Consider the following 15,553-nt stretch of genomic DNA (forward strand, 5'->3'; position numbering starts at 1 on the left):
CTTTTGACGGTCGCGGCGCAGCACCTGCCGACCTTGTTTGCTCCGGCAGCGACATTGCTGCCGATCGCGGGAGCAGGCATCGAAGCAACCACGCTGGATGTGATAAATTCAGCCCATGGGCGATTCCTTCTATCTTTCGATGGCTGATTTCGGGGCGCTGGCCTTCTTCCTAATCGCGTGGCTGCTGCACACGCTCGCCTCGGACGGCAAGCTGGTCAGCCGCATGTCGCTGACGACGGCGATGAATGCACAGCGCGAGGCCTGGATGCGCACCATGGCCGAGCGCGAAATCCGCATCGTCGACACCGCCATCATGAGCGGTCTGCAGCAAGGAACCGCCTTTTTCGCCTCAAGTTCGCTGATCGCGCTCGGCGGCTGCTTTGCCTTGCTCGGCGCGTCCGACCGGGTGCTGGAAGTGCTGAGCAACCTGCCGCTCGGCGGGGCGCCATCGCGCCCGGCCTTTCAGATCAAGGTGCTGGGACTGGTGCTGATCCTCGCCTTCTCCTTCTTCAAATTCGGCTGGGCCTATCGGCTGTTCAATTATTGCTCGATCCTGATCGGCGCGGTGCCGATCCCGCATGGCGAAGCCTCGCGCAATCCGGTCACGGAAACCGCGGTGTGGCGCGCGGCGCAGATGAACATGCTGGCCGGCAAGCATTTCAACTCGGGCCTGCGCGGCGTGTTCTTCTCGATCGGCTATCTCGGCTGGTTCGTCGATCCGGTGGTGTTCGTGCTGTCGACGCTTCTGCTGCTGGCCGTGCTGGTGCGACGCCAGTTCTTCTCGGCGGCGCGGCGCGCCGTCATCGGTCAGCCGCCCGGTCCTGGGAAAGGCTGATCGATGCGGCCGGAAAGCCAATAGGCGAAAAGCCCGATCCATTCGCGGAGCGCTATGGTGGTGTTCTGCACGGAATCAATCGCATTGTCGCGAAACAAGCCGACACCTTCCTTGCCGGAGGTGTGATAATCGACCGGCCATGGGATGGTTGGAAAACCAGCCTTGTCGAACAGCGCCTTGGCCCGCGGCATATGGAAGGCGGAGGTCACCAGCAGCCAGGTCTCGCCCGGCTTCGGGTCGACAAGTTTGCGGCTGAAGACGGCATTTTCATAGGTGTTGCGGGACTTGTCCTCCAGGACAAGACGATCGGCCGATACACCGAGCGGAACGAGCAGGCGGGACGCGGTGTCGGCGTCCCCCTCGGCGTCGATGAAAAACGCGCCGTGACCGCCTGATACAACCACCTTGGCCTGTGGGAAGCGCCGGGCGAGGATTGCGGTCTCGACCATGCGATCGCCGCTGCTGCTCAGTTCATAACCGCCACGCGCGAAGTTGATGGCGCCCTCGAAGCCGCCGCCGAGCACGACGATGCCGTCAACCTTTTGCGGCAGCGGCGGGCGCGGAAAGCGCTCCTCCAGCGGGTTGAGCATCATCGCCCCAAGCGACGTCCAGGTTGAGAGCGCCAGGATCAGAAACGCCAGGACACTGCCGGTGACGGCCAGCCGCCGCCGGCCGATCAGCCCGGCGATCAACCCGGCCAGAAGCAGGAAAATCGTCAGGTTGAGCGGCTGGATGAAGAACCAGAAAACCTTGGAAAGAAGAAAGAACATCGCTCACCCCTTCAGATGATCGATACCCTTACCACCACTTCTCAGGCTGAAATGTGCCAGCCGCCTGCTCGATGACGGCGGCAGTCTGGAACAGCGTCTCTTCCTCGAACGGCCGGCCGATGAGCTGCAGCCCGAGCGGCAGCCCCTTGGGGTCCAGGCCGGCAGGCACGGCGATGCCCGGCAGGCCGGCCATGTTCACGGTGACCGTGAAAATGTCGTTGAGGTACATTTTCACCGGATCGGCGGCCATGTCCTCATCCGCGATGCCGAAGGCGGCGGACGGCGTCGCCGGGGTCAGGATGACATCGACGCCGGCGGCGAACACATTTTCGAAGTCGCGCTTGATCAAATTGCGCACCTTCTGTGCCTGCAGGTAGTAGGCGTCGTAATAGCCTGCCGACAGCACATAGGTGCCGATCATGATGCGGCGCTTGACCTCGCGGCCGAAACCGGCGGCGCGGGTCTTTTCATACATCTCGACAATGTCCTTGCCCGGCACGCGCAGGCCGTAGCGGACGCCGTCATAGCGCGCCAGGTTGGACGAAGCCTCGGCGGGCGCCACGATGTAGTAGGCCGGCAGCGCGTATTTCGTATGCGGCAGGGAAATGTCGACGATCTCGGCGCCGGCATCCCGGAGCCAGGCAATGCCCTTCTGCCACAGCGCCTCGATCTCTTCCGGCATGCCGTCGACGCGGTATTCCTTGGGAATGCCGACCTTCATGCCCTTGATCGGCTTGCCGATCGCAGCCTCGTAGTCCGGCACCGGCCGGTCGACGGAAGTGGTGTCCTTCGGATCGACCGAGGCCATCGACCTGAGCAGGATCGCGGCGTCGCGCACGTCGCGCGCGATCGGGCCGGCCTGGTCGAGCGACGAGGCGAAGGCGACGATGCCCCAGCGCGAGCAGCGGCCATAGGTCGGCTTGATGCCGACGGTGCCGGTGAAGGCGGCCGGCTGGCGGATCGAGCCGCCCGTATCGGTCGCCGTCGCGCCGGCGCACAGGAACGCCGAGACGGCGGTCGCAGAGCCGCCGGAAGAGCCGCCTGGCACCAACTGCGCATTGTCCAGGGTGCGCTGGGTTTTCGTACCGCCGGCCGACACGAAGCCGCCATCGCCCTGATGCGTCGTTGGCATCACCACCGTGTCGAGCCGCGAACGCCGCCACGGGTTGATGACCGGGCCATAATAGGACGTCTCGTTGGACGAGCCCATGGCGAACTCATCCATGTTGAGCTTGCCGAGCATGACCGCGCCATCCGCCCACAGATTGGCGGTGACGGTCGATTCGTAACGTGGCTTGAAGCCGTCGAGCACATGGCTGCAGGCCTGGGTATGGACACCTTCGGTGCCGAACAAATCCTTGATGCCCAGCGGAATGCCTTCCAGCGCACCGCCCTCGCCCTTGACCAGCCTGGCGTCGGACGCCTTGGCCATGTCGCGCGCCCTGTCGCCGGTCACCGCGACATAGGCATTGAGCGCCGGGTTGGCGCGATCGATCGCCGAGAGATAGGCCTCGGTGATCTCGGTCGCGGTGATTTCCTTGCCACGCAGCTTGGCGCGGGCCTGCGAAATCGTCAGTCTGGTCAGGTCGCTCATCAAAGGCTCTTTTCGTAAAACACCGACCACTTGGAATCGGGATAATCCAGCACCGGGCCGCAGCGCGAAAACCCGGCACGTTCGTAGACGGTCCAGGCGGCGGGGTGGCGGTCGCCCGTCTCGAGCACCAGCCGCTTCAGCCCTTCCTGCCGCGCCAGTGCCTCGACGCGCTCAACGATGCTGGCGCCGATTTTCTGGCCGCGATGCGAAGGCCGCGTATACATGCGCTTGATTTCGCCAATGGCACCGCCATGGCGCTTCAGCGCGCCACAACCGATGGCGATGCCATTGTCGCGGGCGATGAATACGGTCGTGTCTTGGCCGGCCATCTGCTCGACGGTCAGATGATAGCAGTGCTCCGGCGGCGTCAATTCGAGCAAGGTCTCGTTGAGTTCCTTGACCAGGCCGCGCACATCGTCCTGCAACGGTGTCTCGATGGCGATCTCGATTGCCATCGGCGCCCTACTCCACGACCTTCGGCACGAGGAAGAAATTCTCTTCGGTCGCAGGCGCATTGGCGACGATGTCGGTCGCCTTGCTGCCGTCGGTGACGACGTCCTGGCGCTTCTTCATCTCCATCGGCGTCACCGAGGTCATCGGCTCGACGCCGGAAACATCGACTTGGTTCAGCTGCTCGACGAAGCCCAGAATGGCGTTCAGTTCGCCGGTCATGCGTTCGGCATCTTCCTCGCTCACCGCAATGCGGGCGAGACGCGCGACGCGCTTCACAGTCTGAAGATCAACGGACATAGATTTGCCTCGGGGAAAACCAGTCCGGGCTATAGCGGCGCCGCGCGCGCGGCGCAACATGCATCATGCGAGAGACCAGGCGTGATGGCGGCCTGGTCTCGGCCATCGGTCCAAGGACAGGTCTATGGCAAGGCAACGCCCTCGCACAGATAATAGCTGCCGCTGTTGCCGCTCGCTTCGCTTTCGTCATCGATCGGCCGGACCGATACGAGATCGATCTGCGTCGGGCTGATCCGCGTCACCGACAGGACATCGGGAAAGACATAGCCCGGTTCCTGGCAGATGGCCGTCACCGCCCAGCTCGGCGAGCGTGTCGCCTTGCTGACCTGCACGAATTCGCAATTATATTCAACGCCCTGCAGGCCATGCACGGAAAGCACGACGTTGCCGGCATCGATCAGCGTCTGCAGCGTGTCCTTCCTGGCCTGCGTGCAAAGCTCCTCGGACTGCAGGTAGACGCCTTCGATGAAGTCATCCGCGGCGAGCGCGGGCGATGCCGCGACAAACATCGATACACAAAGAGATCGCCCCAACGCCATGGATTTGTTCCGCTTTGGCTGTTTCTAGATCGTAATCGTTTCACCGATTTTCGGCAACGCGACCTTCACACCGGACCCTTCGAGGCCGGCCTCGAATTTCTCGGACGTCGGATCGATCATCGGAAACGTGCCGAAATGGCAAGGGACGACCGTGTCGAACTTGAAGAAGCGCCGACAGGCAAGAGCCGCCACCGCGCCGCCCATGGTGAAACGATCCCCGATCGGCACGATGCCGATCTTCGGCTCATGCAATTCGTTGATCAGCGCCATGTCGGAAAAGATGTCGGTATCGCCCATATGGTAGAGCGTCGGGTCTTCCGGGAAATGCAGGACCAGCCCGCCCGGATTGCCGAGATAGACGTTCTTGCCGCCGTCTTCGCCAAACGAGGAAGAGTGCAGCGCCTGGACGAAAGTGGTGGTGAAGCCGCCGCAATCGACCGTGCCACCGATATTGCCGGGATTGATCTTGCTGCCGTCGGCGCCCTTGCCGACCAGATACATGCAGATCTCGAAATTGGAGACCAGCTGCGCGCCGCTCTTGCCGAGCACTTCCAGCGCGCCGCTGATGTGGTCGCTGTGTCCATGCGTCAGCAGGACATGCGTGATCCCTTCCGCCGGCCCTTCCCAGCCGCCCGTCCAGGACGGGTTGCCGATCAGATAGGGGTCGATGAGGATCTTGGCGTCGCCGGTTTCGATACGGAAGGCCGAATGGCCGTACCAGGTCAGTTTCATGAAATGCATTCCTCGATTATTGCCGGGCCAGAGGTTAAAACGCCGATGACCCCGATATCAAAGGGTATAGTGTCCGCCGCGCATCCGGAAGGACGCATGCTGCTGAAAAAGACAAGGAAAAACCGTTGGCTATCATCACGATTGAGCAATTGCCGGCATGGCTCGCCGACGGCAGGACGCTGGCGGGGCTCGATCTCGGCGACAAGACGATCGGCGTCGCGGTTTCCGACCGGGGATTCGCCTTCGCTCACCCGCGCCCGGTCATCATGCGGAAGAAATTCTCGCTCGATGCCGCCGTGCTTCTGGCCTTGCTGAAGAAGGAGAATGTCGGCGCGGTGGCGATCGGACTGCCGATCAACATGGATGGGTCGGAAGGTCCGCGTGCGCAGAAATCGCGCGCCTTCGTGCGCAACATGGCGCAGCTGAGTGACCTGCCCTTCGTGTTCTGGGACGAACGGCTGTCGACTGTGGCGGCGGAGCGGACGCTGATCGAAATGGATTTCTCGCGCGCCAAACGTGCCGGCAAGATCGATTCGGCGGCCGCGGCCTTTATTCTGCAGGGAGTCTTGGACCGGCTTCAGTCGCTCGATTCAGGCGATCGAAGGGAATTGGGCGGTCAAGCGGGACCGGGCCCGACCGACGCCGCCTGACCCAGTCCAGAATTTCGCGGCGACGGCGAAAAGCCCATATCGCCATCAGCAAAAAACCGTCGAAGATGCAGGCCTTCGCCACCATCCCCGGGATGATTGCCGGATCGATGCCGAGCATCTGGCCATAGAGCTGGAATACGAAATCGTGCAGCTGCCGGGTCAGCATCACATAGCCGAAATTCATGTCGTTGAGCGACAGGTAGAACCAGCCCCAGAACAGCGCCATCGGGGCCGCCCACAATGCGAAGATATAGCGCATCAGCGGCCTCCCTTCCCGTTCGGCCCGGTCCGGCCCGATATAAGGGAAAGCAGCGAATTATGCGCCGCTGCCTTCGCCATGCCGTGCGCCGTGGCGCGAAAATCAGCGTCATCAGACGCGGCCGCGGAGCGCCGCTCGGCGAGCATCGCGACATAGGAGGCCAGAAGCGCCGCCAATTGCACCGCAACGACCATGAACAGCCCGTTGATGCCTTGCGCGGCGCCACCGATCAGGATCATCGACAGGACGCCGGACGCGGAAATGAAGGCGATGCGAACGACGCTGTCGGCGCCCGGGCTGGCCGGATCGTTGATCAACGTATCGACAAAGGCCCAGAAGAACAGCACCGCCACGACCAGCAAGGCGATCGCCAGCGGCGCGACCACGACGACGTTCTGCAGATCGACGAACCGGGCGCTCTCGACGGTCACTCCAAGCACGCCGAGGGCTGCCGTCACACCGCGGTCTCCATCGATGCAGATCAGCGCCAGCAGGGCGAAGACGATCGCCCAGTGCACAGACAGAAAGGAGGTCAGTACGTGTCGCATCGTGGTTCCTGCTTCGGCAGGAATGACAGTGGGCTTTGCCGCCCGCCGCCGCAATGGAAACCATTTGTTAAGGTTAACGGCGATCCACAGGACGCACCCACTGTTCTCAGATGCGCTCAACTCATCGAAGAATCGGGCGATGCGGCCGCTCTCGGCTCAGGTCACCGGCGGGTAGAGCGTGTCGATGATCATGCGCGCGTCATGGCGCGAATCGATCATGCCGTAGGTGTTTCGCCACTGGCCGGCCAGGCGGGTCTCGACGAAGGCATCGGCAATCCGCCCTGCCCCCAGCCGGCGCAGCTCCGCCGCGGCGGCCGACAAAGCCAGCTGTTCGGTCAGCAGCCGTGCCGAGCCCTCGTCGGTCGAAGCCACCTGCATCGCCGCCTTCAGAACGCCGATCGTGCCGCGCCCACCGGCGCCGAGGTCGCGGTCGATGCCGGCCAGCACCTCTTCGAACAGGCCGGGCGCGCGCCCAAGCACGCGCAGCACGTCGAGCGCCATGACATTGCCCGACCCTTCCCAGATCGCGTTGACAGGCGCTTCGCGATAATAGCGGGCGAGCGGCGCCTCCTCGACATAGCCATTGCCGCCGAGACACTCCATCGCCTCATAGAGCAGCGGCGGCGCGATCTTGCACACCCAGTATTTGACGACCGGTGTCATGGCGCGGGCAAACGCCGCTTCGCCGCGATCGCTCGCCGCCTCGTCGAACGAGCGCGCCAGCCGGAACGACAGAGCGGTTGCGGCCGCAACATCCAGCGCCATGTCGGCCAGCACGCGCTGCATCAGCGGCTGTTCGATCAAGGTGGAGCCGAACACCTGGCGATGGCGGGCATGATGAACCGCTTCCGCCAGCCCTGCCCGCATGATCGCCGAGGACGCCACGGCGCAATCGAGCCGGGTCAAGGTCACCATGTCCATGATCGTCTTCACGCCGGCGCCGGGCTCGCCGACCATCTCGCCGATGGCGTTGACGAACTCGACCTCGGAAGAGGCGTTGGAGCGGTTGCCGAGCTTGTCCTTCAGCCGCTGGAATCGGAAGCCGTTGCCCGACCCGTCGCCGAGAACGCGCGGCACGAGGAAGCACGACAATCCCTCCGGCGCCTGCGCCAGCACCAGGAAGGCGTCCGACATCGGTGCCGACATGAACCATTTGTGGCCGGTCAGGCGATAGAAGCCGCTGCCGGCGCGCTCGGCCCTCGTCACATTGGCGCGCACATCCGTGCCGCCCTGTTTTTCGGTCATGCCCATGCCGAGCGTCAGCCCGGTCTTCTCGACCGGCGGCTTCTGGCTCTGGTCGTATTTGCGCGTCGTCACGCGCGGCGCCCATTCGCGAAACAGCTTTGGGCTGGCCATCAACGCCGCCAGTGAGGCGCTGGTCATGGTGATGGGGCAGAGATGCCCGGTCTCGAGTTCGGCGGTCAGGTAGAAACGGGCGGCGCGCACCTGGTGGCGGCGGCCGATCTCCGCGTCGCCATTTTCCCAGACCGAGGAATGCAACCCGTTCGCCACCGAGCGGCGCATCAAGGCGTGGTAGGCGGGGTGGAACTCGACGAGGTCGATGCGCCGTCCCTGGCGGTCATGGGTCCTGAGCTTCGGCGTCTCGACATTGGCCAGGCGCGCCAGCTCCTGCGCCTCCTGCGTCAGGACGAAACGGCCGAGACCGTCGAGGTCCTTGCGCACCGGGTCGGAAAAGCGCTCGGCAAGCTGGATCAGCAACGGATCGCCTCGCCAGGCGTTGCCGCCCGTCAGCGGCGGCGGCTGGTTCGTCACGTCGTCGGTCACAATTCGTCCCTATCGTCGGAAAGCCTCGAATCCGGGGCCACCGGCTAGATATAGCCAAGCGTTGCCGCGTGCGCGACGAAAATACCGGGGAGAAAGGCGCCAATCCAAAGCTGGTGCTTGCGGGCGCAAAATCCGCACCCTATAGCAGCGCCTTGAGATGACCGACGCTTCGTCCCTGCCACTCTACCCTCACCGCCATCTTCTAGGCATCAGCGATCTTTCGCCCGCCGACATCGAGCTGTTGCTCGACCGGGCTGATCGGGCCGTCGCGATTTCGCGGCAGTCCGAGAAAAAGACCTCGACGCTGCGCGGCCGCACCCAGATCAATCTCTTCTACGAGGCCTCGACCCGCACGCAGTCCTCGTTCGAGCTGGCTGGAAAGCGGCTCGGCGCCGATGTCATGAACATGTCGGTGGCGAGTTCTTCGGTGAAGAAGGGCGAAACGCTCATCGACACGGCGATGACGCTGAACGCCATGCGGCCCGATATCTTGATCATCCGCCATCAGTCGGCGGGTGCCGCCGCCCTGCTGGCGCAGAAGGTCGGCTGTTCGGTGGTCAATGCCGGCGACGGCGCGCATGAACACCCGACCCAGGCGCTGCTCGATGCGCTGACCATCCGCCGCGCCAAGGGGCCGCTGTCGAAATTGATCGTGGCGATCTGCGGTGACATCCTGCATTCGCGCGTGGCGCGCTCCAACATCATGCTGCTCAACGCGCTTGGCGCGCAGGTGCGCGTGGTGGCGCCTTCGACGCTGCTGCCGTCCGGCATCGAGAAGATGGGCGTTATCGTCACGCGCTCGATGGCCGAAGGTCTCAAGGACGCCGACGTGGTGATGATGCTGCGCCTGCAGCGCGAGCGCATGGAAGGCGCCTTCGTGCCTTCGGTGCGCGAATATTTCCGCTATTTCGGCCTCGACGCCGAAAAGCTGAAGGCAGCCAAGGACGACGCGCTGGTGATGCATCCCGGCCCGATGAACCGCGGCGTCGAAATCGCCTCGGAAATAGCCGACGGCCCGCAAAGCGTGATCCAGGAGCAGGTGGAGATGGGCGTCGCCGTGCGCATGGCGGTGATGGAAGCACTGCTCGACCCCCGTCGCAACCAAGAGGGCCGCAATCAAGAGGGTCGCGGCGCATGAGCACGACAGTCTTTGAACGCGCCCGCATCGTCGACCCCTCGCGCGGCCTCGACGAAGTCGGCTCCGTCATCGTCGAGGGCCGCAAGATCGTTGCCGCCGGCAAAGCGGCGTTGAACCAGGGCGCGCCCGATGGCGCCACGACAATCGATTGCGCCGGCAAGGCGATCATTCCCGGACTGATCGATGGCCGCGTCTTTATCGGCGAGCCGGGCGGCGAACATCGCGAAACCATCGCCTCGGCAAGCGTCGCCGCAGCCGCCGGCGGCGTGACTTCCGTCGTCATGATGCCTGACACCGATCCGGTGATCGACAATGTCGCGCTGGTCGAGTTCGTGCTGCGCACCGCCAAGGACACGGCGATCGTCAACATCTTCCCGGCGGCGGCGATCACCAAGGGGCTCGACGGCCGCGAGATGACCGAGTTCGGCCTGCTGCGCGAGGCCGGCGCCGTCGCCTTCACCGATGGCCGCCACACCATCGCCAGTTCGCTGGTGATGCGCCGGGCGCTCACCTATGCCCGCGATTTCGGCGCCACCATCGTGCACGAGACGCAGGATGCAGATCTCGGTTCGTCCGGCGTGATGAATGAAGGTCTCTACGCCAGTTGGCTCGGCCTTTCCGGCATTCCGCGTGAAGCCGAATCGATCCCGCTCGAGCGCGATCTGGCTTTGGCGCGACTGACGCGCGGCTCCTATCACGCGGCTAAGATTTCGACGGCGATGGCCGCAAACGCCGTGACGCGCGCCAAAGCCGATGGCGCTGATGTGACATCGGGCGTGTCGATCCACAACCTGTCGCTCAATGAAAACGATGTCGGTGAGTACCGCACCTTCTTCCGCCTGACGCCGCCATTGCGCGCCGAGGAAGACCGGCTGGCGATGATCGAGGCGGTCAGGGACGGCACGGTCGACATCATTGTCTCCTCGCACGATCCGCAGGATGTCGACACCAAGCGCCTGCCCTTCGCCGATGCCGCGGCCGGCGCGATCGGGCTGGAGACGCTGCTGGGTGCCGCCTTGCGGCTCTACCACAATGGCGACGTGCCCTTGCTGCGGCTGGTCGAAGCGCTGTCCACCGCGCCGGCAAGGCTGTTCGGACTGCCCGGCGGCGCGCTGAAGCCGGGCTCAGTCGCCGACCTCGCGCTCGTCGATCTCGACGAACCCTGGATCGTCAGTGAAGGCGGCATCCGCTCGCGCTCGAAGAACACCTGCTTCGAAGGCGCGCGCCTGCAAGGCAAGGTCTTGCAAACGCTGGTGGCGGGCCGCACAGTGTTCTCGGCATAGACCGGCAACGGGCGTCGCGCCCGATCGGGTTTAGTTGGGGGAAATGCGGGGGAAACAATGACTTACGGCCTGATCCTGGCGCTGGTATTCGGCTACCTCTTAGGCTCGATTCCCTTCGGGCTGCTGCTGACCCGCGCCGCCGGCCTTGGTGATGTGCGCAAGATCGGCTCCGGCAATATCGGCGCCACCAACGTGCTGCGCACCGGCAACAAGGGCCTGGCCGCCGCGACCTTGCTGCTCGATGCGCTGAAGGGCACCGCCGCCGTGGTGATATCAGGCCATTTCGCGCCGGAAACGGCGGTCTGGGCCGGCCTCGGCGCCTTTCTCGGGCATCTCTTCCCGGTCTGGCTTGGCTTCAAGGGCGGCAAGGGCGTCGCGACCTATCTCGGGGTGCTGATCGGCCTTGCCTGGCAGGTGGCGCTGATCTTCGCCGTCATCTGGCTGGCGATGGCATTCCTGTTCCGTTACTCGTCGCTTGCGGCACTTGCAGCGGCCGTCGTCGTGCCGATAGCCCTCTACTTTATGAGCGCACCGCAGATTGCCGTTCTGTTCGTGGTGATGAGCATCATCGTCTTTATCAAGCACAGGGCGAACATTTCGCGGCTGCTTGCCGGCACAGAGGGCAAGATCGGAGCCAAGGGATGAGCGAGTCGGCCGCCGGGCCGCGCCTCAGCGACCGGCAGCGGCTGAGCTGGCTGCGGCTGATCCGCACCCAGAATGTCGGCCCCGCCTCCTTTCGCGACCTGATCAACCGCTTCGGGTCGGCCGAAGTGGCGCTGGAAATCCTGCCGGAACTGATGATTTCGGGCGGCGCCAGCCGGATCGCCCGCATTCCGTCAATCGCCGAGGCCGAGTCCGAACTCGAGGCGGCCCGCCGGGTAGGCGCGCGTTTTGTCGGCATCGGCGAGCCCGACTATCCCCCGCTGCTGAGAAGCATGGACAATCCTCCGCCCCTTCTGGCGGTCAAGGGCAATGCCGCTGTGTTCCGGCTACCTGGGGTCGCCATCGTCGGTGCCCGCAACGCATCGCTTGCCGGCATCAAGATGGCGCGCATGTTGGCGGCCGAGCTTGGCGGCGACGGCTATGGCATTATCTCGGGGTTGGCGCGCGGCATCGACACGGCGGCGCATCAGGGCAGCCTGCAAACCGGCACAGTCGGTGTGCTGGCCGGAGGCCTCGACCTTCCCTACCCGCCCGAAAATGCCGGCCTGTGCGCGGAAATCGCCGAGCGTGGCGCCATCATCTCCGAAATGCCATTCGGCTGGCAGCCGCGCGCCCAGGATTTTCCACGCCGCAACCGTCTTGTCGCGGGCGTGGCTCTCGGGCTGGTGGTGGTCGAGGCCGCCCAGCGTTCGGGCTCGCTGATCAGCGCCAGGCTTGCCGGCGAAATGGGCCGGCTGGTTTTTGCCGTGCCGGGCTCCCCGCTCGATCCGCGCGCCGCCGGCACCAACGGCCTGCTCAAGGACGGCGCCACGCTGGTCACCGAGGCATCGGACATTTCCAGGGCGATCGCGCCGCTGACCGGCATGCGGGCGCCTGCTGTGCCACCGTTCGAGGACCCGCCCGACTTTTCGGCCACACCGCCACCCGGCGAGAGCGACCGCGCCAAGGTCATCGAAGCGCTAGGCCCGACACCGGTGCCGGTCGACGAGATCATCCGCCACACCGGCCTTCACCCGGCCCAGGTCTTCATGGTTCTGCTGGAACTCGACCTCGCCGGCCGGCTCGAACGCCATGCCGGCGGTAATGTTTCGCTGATTTTCGGGGATGGCTGAGCGCGGCCATCAATGACGGTTGGGTTCCTTCTCCCCGGTCTCGGCATAATCCGGCGTGTTGGCTCCAAACAGATCGTTTTCGACGGCCTTGCGCCAGACTGCGTCCGCATCTTCGGGACGCAGCGGCTCAGCTGTCGCCTGGCGATCTCGGCTGTTCGTCTTGGATTGCCGCCGGAGCCAGACGGGCATGATTTCCTCGATGAGGCTGGTCAGTTGGGTCATTGCAACTTCTTCCATGCGCGTGAACCGGCAATTAGGGCAGTCCGGTTCATTTGGACGTTGCGGCAAGCGTCGCTGCTTTCGCGGTCTCGCGTCTGCTCATCTCGTCCAGCCAGGCCAGGGCCGCATCCACGCCAGCCAGCGAAAAAGGCGCCGCTGTCGATCCCTGCGGCTTTATGCGAACCGAAATGCCGTCCAATTCGTTGACGGTCTCGAACCCGTTCTCGTCGGATGTATCGTCCCCAAGGAACACCGGGCGCCGTCCCCTGAAGGCCGGAACTTGCAGGAAGCGCCGGATGGCCGCTCCCTTCGCCGCCTCCAGCGGCATCAGTTCCACACCGGCATTTCCGGCCAGGATCCGATATCCCGCAGGCAATCTGTCCAGTGCCTGTTCGACCAACTCGGTCGCCCGCTGCAGCAGATGCGGTGCCGCGCGCGTATGAATGGCCAGGATTGGTCCCTTGCGCTCGATATAGACATCCGCATTGTCCAGTTCCGTAGCGATTTCGTTGGCGAGCGCGGCAATATCAGCCGGTTCGTCGGCCGCCTCGACCGGACCATCGCGCGCCAGCCTGTGCTCGAGGCCATAAAGCCCCGCGGCGCGCAATCTGAGAGGCTGGAAGAGATGGTCGACGGCAGCGATCGACCGTCCCGTGATGAACGCCAGCGCTCCATCCAATTGCGCTTCGAGCCGCACCAGCAGCGTGCGCAATTCGTCACCGACGACCACCGCATCGGGATGCGCGGCATGTTCGAGAAGCGTGCCATCGATATCGAGGAACAGGCTCCATGGCCCTTGCGGAACGACAGGCACGGCGAGGTTCGGCGAGATCGACATCATAGCGCCGCCACGCGTCTGCGATCGAGCAGCGATATCACATTGCCTGGGGCCGTTGGAGCGGTGGCAACGGCGCGATCGACGGCGTCGCGCTTGCGCAAGCGCGCCGCATCGAGAAGCATGCTGCCCGCCCACCGATAGACATTGTTGTCGCGCACGATTTCGCGCATGCGTCGCATGCGCTGGCTTTGCTCTTCCGGCGACATGGTCAAGGCCTGCAGCAAGGCATCGCCCATCATCGCCGCGTCATAGGGATTGACGATCAGTGCGTCCAGAAGCTCCTTGGAAGCGCCGGCGAACATGCTGAGCAGCAGCACGCCCTGTTCGTCCTCGCGCGCCGCGACAAACTCCTTGGCGACCAAGTTCATGCCGTCATGCAGGCTGGTGACCATGCAAACGTCGGCGGCACGGTAGATTTCGTAGACCTGCTGCTGCGAGTGATGTTCCGTTATCATCAGGATGGGTGTGTAGCCGTCGCGACCATAGCGCCGGTTGAGATCCTCGGCATGGCGCAGGCACTCCTCGTAGAGTTGCTGATAGGCTGGCAAGGTGCCCCGGCTGGGCGCGGCGATCTGCAGGAACGCCACCTTGCCGATCCATTCGGGATGAAGCGTCAGCAGTTCATCAAGTGCATTGAAGCGATCGAGGATGCCTTTGGTGTAGTCGAGACGTTCAACGCCCACGCACAGTTTGACATCTTCGGCCAGGCCGAATTTCTCCTGAACCTGCCGGCGGCACTGCGCCACGTCAGGCAGTTTGCCCAGTTGCGCCGGCGGCCATTCGATTGAGATAGGATAGGCATGGACCAGGCTGATCTGGCCACCATAGGAAATGGCCGAATCCTCGCGCTCGATCCGGCTTTCCAGGAAACGGTCGACGCTGTCGATAAAGTTGTTGCAATGGAACTGGGTGTGGAAACCGACGATCGAACTGCCGAGCAGGCCCTCGAGAATCCTCTCGCGCCATGGGCAGATGCTGAACACTTCGGAATTCGGCCACGGGATATGCCAGAAGGTGATGATGATCGCCTCCGGCAGACGCTCACGGATCATTCGCGGCAGCAGCGCGAAATGATAATCCTGGACCAGCACGATCGGCCGCTCGTTGCGGGCCTCCGCGATGACGGTGTCGGCGAATTTGCGGTTGACCGCCTCGTAGGCCTCCCAATCCGAGGCGCGGAATATCGGCCGGGTGAAGGCGATATGGCACAGCGGCCAGAGTCCTTCATTGGCAAAGCCGAGATAATAGCCTTGCTGTTCTTCCTCGCTCAGCCAGACACGGCGCAGCGTGTAGGAAGGATTGTCCGGCGGCACCTCGATCCGATCGTTCTTGTCGACCACCAGCTTGTCGGCCGAACCGCCGCCATAGGCGATCCACGTGCCCGCACAGGCGCGCGTGATCGGCTCCAGGGCCGAGACGAGCCCGCTCGCGGGTACGACCAGTTGGATGTCGTCGCCCTCGCGGTTGTGGATATACGGCTCACGGTTTGAGACGACGATCACCTGGGCATCGGGAAGTTCGGTCGCCAGGATGTGACGCAGCGTTTCGGGCGACCACTGTACCAGTGCCGCGGCCGCCGACTGCCCGTTCTTCGCGAATTCCGGCAATGGGCCGCGAGCAGGGTCAACCTCCGCAGCGGCCAACCTGCCGCCCTTGCGCGCCCGCAACACCATCGTCACCAGCACAATAACCAGGACGCCGAGGGCTGCAACAACAAAGAGCCACAATGCGAATACGGGAACGACTAGATACGAACTGTTGTCGGGCATTGAAATCGATTACCTTTCAATGGGATACTGCTGCGGCTTTATGGACTGGAGTTTCGGCATCCCATGGCG

The 15,553-nt window shown here is 64.0% G+C and carries 18 protein-coding genes; 6 read left to right on the forward strand and 12 right to left on the reverse strand.

Annotated features, from left to right (window positions below):
- Nucleotides 1–115 precede the first annotated feature (115 nt).
- The gene (locus CK227_RS23740) at nucleotides 116–835 is read left to right on the forward strand and encodes a DUF599 domain-containing protein (RefSeq protein ID WP_095774319.1); all 720 of its coding nucleotides are present in this window, start codon (nucleotides 116–118) and stop codon (nucleotides 833–835) included.
- Here the strand turns inward: CK227_RS23740 and CK227_RS23745 are convergent.
- From CK227_RS23745 to CK227_RS23770, 6 genes are all read right to left on the reverse strand, one after another.
- Nucleotides 808–1,605: a YdcF family protein gene (locus tag CK227_RS23745; protein ID WP_095774318.1), complete on the reverse strand. Its 798-nt coding sequence runs from the start codon at nucleotides 1,603–1,605 to the stop codon at nucleotides 808–810. The genes CK227_RS23740 and CK227_RS23745 overlap by 28 nt on opposite strands.
- A 28-nt stretch (nucleotides 1,606–1,633) precedes the next feature.
- On the reverse strand, nucleotides 1,634–3,199 hold the full coding sequence (locus CK227_RS23750; protein WP_095774317.1) for an amidase family protein: 1,566 nt from the start codon (nucleotides 3,197–3,199) through the stop codon (nucleotides 1,634–1,636).
- The gene (locus CK227_RS23755; protein WP_095774316.1) at nucleotides 3,199–3,654 is read right to left on the reverse strand and encodes a GNAT family N-acetyltransferase; all 456 of its coding nucleotides are present in this window, start codon (nucleotides 3,652–3,654) and stop codon (nucleotides 3,199–3,201) included. The genes CK227_RS23750 and CK227_RS23755 overlap by 1 nt, the downstream gene beginning before the upstream one ends.
- A gap of 7 nt (nucleotides 3,655–3,661) precedes the next feature.
- Nucleotides 3,662–3,949 (reverse strand): Asp-tRNA(Asn)/Glu-tRNA(Gln) amidotransferase subunit GatC, encoded by a 288-nt coding sequence (gene gatC, locus CK227_RS23760; RefSeq protein ID WP_095774315.1) that lies wholly within the window; start codon nucleotides 3,947–3,949, stop codon nucleotides 3,662–3,664.
- 122 nt (nucleotides 3,950–4,071) lie between these two features.
- Nucleotides 4,072–4,488 (reverse strand): hypothetical protein, encoded by a 417-nt coding sequence (locus CK227_RS23765; RefSeq protein ID WP_095774314.1) that lies wholly within the window; start codon nucleotides 4,486–4,488, stop codon nucleotides 4,072–4,074.
- 24 nt (nucleotides 4,489–4,512) lie between these two features.
- Nucleotides 4,513–5,220, reverse strand: coding sequence for a metal-dependent hydrolase (locus tag CK227_RS23770; protein WP_095774468.1), 708 nt, complete (start codon nucleotides 5,218–5,220; stop codon nucleotides 4,513–4,515).
- Nucleotides 5,221–5,345: 125 nt separating this feature from the next.
- Between CK227_RS23770 and ruvX the strand changes: the two genes are divergently transcribed.
- The gene (gene ruvX, locus CK227_RS23775; RefSeq protein WP_095774313.1) at nucleotides 5,346–5,870 is read left to right on the forward strand and encodes a Holliday junction resolvase RuvX; all 525 of its coding nucleotides are present in this window, start codon (nucleotides 5,346–5,348) and stop codon (nucleotides 5,868–5,870) included.
- On the opposite strand, the gene CK227_RS23780 is transcribed toward ruvX, so the two are convergent.
- From CK227_RS23780 to CK227_RS23790, 3 genes are all read right to left on the reverse strand, one after another.
- Nucleotides 5,770–6,129: a DUF6105 family protein gene (locus CK227_RS23780; RefSeq protein WP_095774312.1), complete on the reverse strand. Its 360-nt coding sequence runs from the start codon at nucleotides 6,127–6,129 to the stop codon at nucleotides 5,770–5,772. The two genes, ruvX and CK227_RS23780, sit on opposite strands and share 101 nt — an antisense overlap.
- Nucleotides 6,129–6,677: a hypothetical protein gene (locus CK227_RS23785; RefSeq protein WP_095774311.1), complete on the reverse strand. Its 549-nt coding sequence runs from the start codon at nucleotides 6,675–6,677 to the stop codon at nucleotides 6,129–6,131. Before CK227_RS23785 ends, CK227_RS23780 begins: the two co-directional genes overlap by 1 nt.
- A 156-nt stretch (nucleotides 6,678–6,833) precedes the next feature.
- On the reverse strand, nucleotides 6,834–8,462 hold the full coding sequence (locus tag CK227_RS23790; RefSeq protein ID WP_095774310.1) for a DNA alkylation response protein: 1,629 nt from the start codon (nucleotides 8,460–8,462) through the stop codon (nucleotides 6,834–6,836).
- Between the two features lie 157 nt (nucleotides 8,463–8,619).
- On the opposite strand from CK227_RS23790, the gene CK227_RS23795 reads away from it, so the two are divergent.
- Genes CK227_RS23795 through dprA form a run of 4 tightly spaced genes read left to right on the forward strand, consistent with a single transcriptional unit; the run spans nucleotide 8,620 to nucleotide 12,658 of the window.
- Nucleotides 8,620–9,600 carry an aspartate carbamoyltransferase catalytic subunit gene (locus tag CK227_RS23795; protein ID WP_019858236.1) on the forward strand — a complete coding sequence of 327 codons (981 nt, stop codon included), beginning with the start codon at nucleotides 8,620–8,622 and terminating at the stop codon, nucleotides 9,598–9,600.
- Nucleotides 9,597–10,883, forward strand: coding sequence for a dihydroorotase (locus tag CK227_RS23800; protein WP_095774309.1), 1,287 nt, complete (start codon nucleotides 9,597–9,599; stop codon nucleotides 10,881–10,883). The genes CK227_RS23795 and CK227_RS23800 overlap by 4 nt, the downstream gene beginning before the upstream one ends.
- Before the next feature lie 57 nt (nucleotides 10,884–10,940).
- Nucleotides 10,941–11,528 carry a glycerol-3-phosphate 1-O-acyltransferase PlsY gene (gene plsY, locus CK227_RS23805; RefSeq protein WP_095774308.1) on the forward strand — a complete coding sequence of 196 codons (588 nt, stop codon included), beginning with the start codon at nucleotides 10,941–10,943 and terminating at the stop codon, nucleotides 11,526–11,528.
- Nucleotides 11,525–12,658 carry a DNA-processing protein DprA gene (gene dprA, locus CK227_RS23810; RefSeq protein ID WP_095774307.1) on the forward strand — a complete coding sequence of 378 codons (1,134 nt, stop codon included), beginning with the start codon at nucleotides 11,525–11,527 and terminating at the stop codon, nucleotides 12,656–12,658. The genes plsY and dprA overlap by 4 nt, the downstream gene beginning before the upstream one ends.
- Before the next feature lie 9 nt (nucleotides 12,659–12,667).
- Here the strand turns inward: dprA and CK227_RS23815 are convergent, their stop codons facing one another.
- From CK227_RS23815 to CK227_RS23825, 3 genes are read right to left on the reverse strand one after another with little or no spacing between them, the layout of a single operon-like run.
- Nucleotides 12,668–12,880: a hypothetical protein gene (locus tag CK227_RS23815; protein WP_095774467.1), complete on the reverse strand. Its 213-nt coding sequence runs from the start codon at nucleotides 12,878–12,880 to the stop codon at nucleotides 12,668–12,670.
- Nucleotides 12,881–12,926: 46 nt separating this feature from the next.
- Nucleotides 12,927–13,718, reverse strand: coding sequence for a trehalose-phosphatase (otsB, locus tag CK227_RS23820; RefSeq protein ID WP_095774306.1), 792 nt, complete (start codon nucleotides 13,716–13,718; stop codon nucleotides 12,927–12,929).
- The gene (locus CK227_RS23825; RefSeq protein ID WP_095774305.1) at nucleotides 13,715–15,484 is read right to left on the reverse strand and encodes a trehalose-6-phosphate synthase; all 1,770 of its coding nucleotides are present in this window, start codon (nucleotides 15,482–15,484) and stop codon (nucleotides 13,715–13,717) included. The genes otsB and CK227_RS23825 overlap by 4 nt, the downstream gene beginning before the upstream one ends.
- Nucleotides 15,485–15,553 lie beyond the last annotated feature (69 nt).

The sequence above is a fragment of the Mesorhizobium sp. WSM4308 genome (assembly GCF_002294905.1).
Classification (GTDB): Bacteria; Pseudomonadota; Alphaproteobacteria; order Rhizobiales; family Rhizobiaceae; genus Mesorhizobium.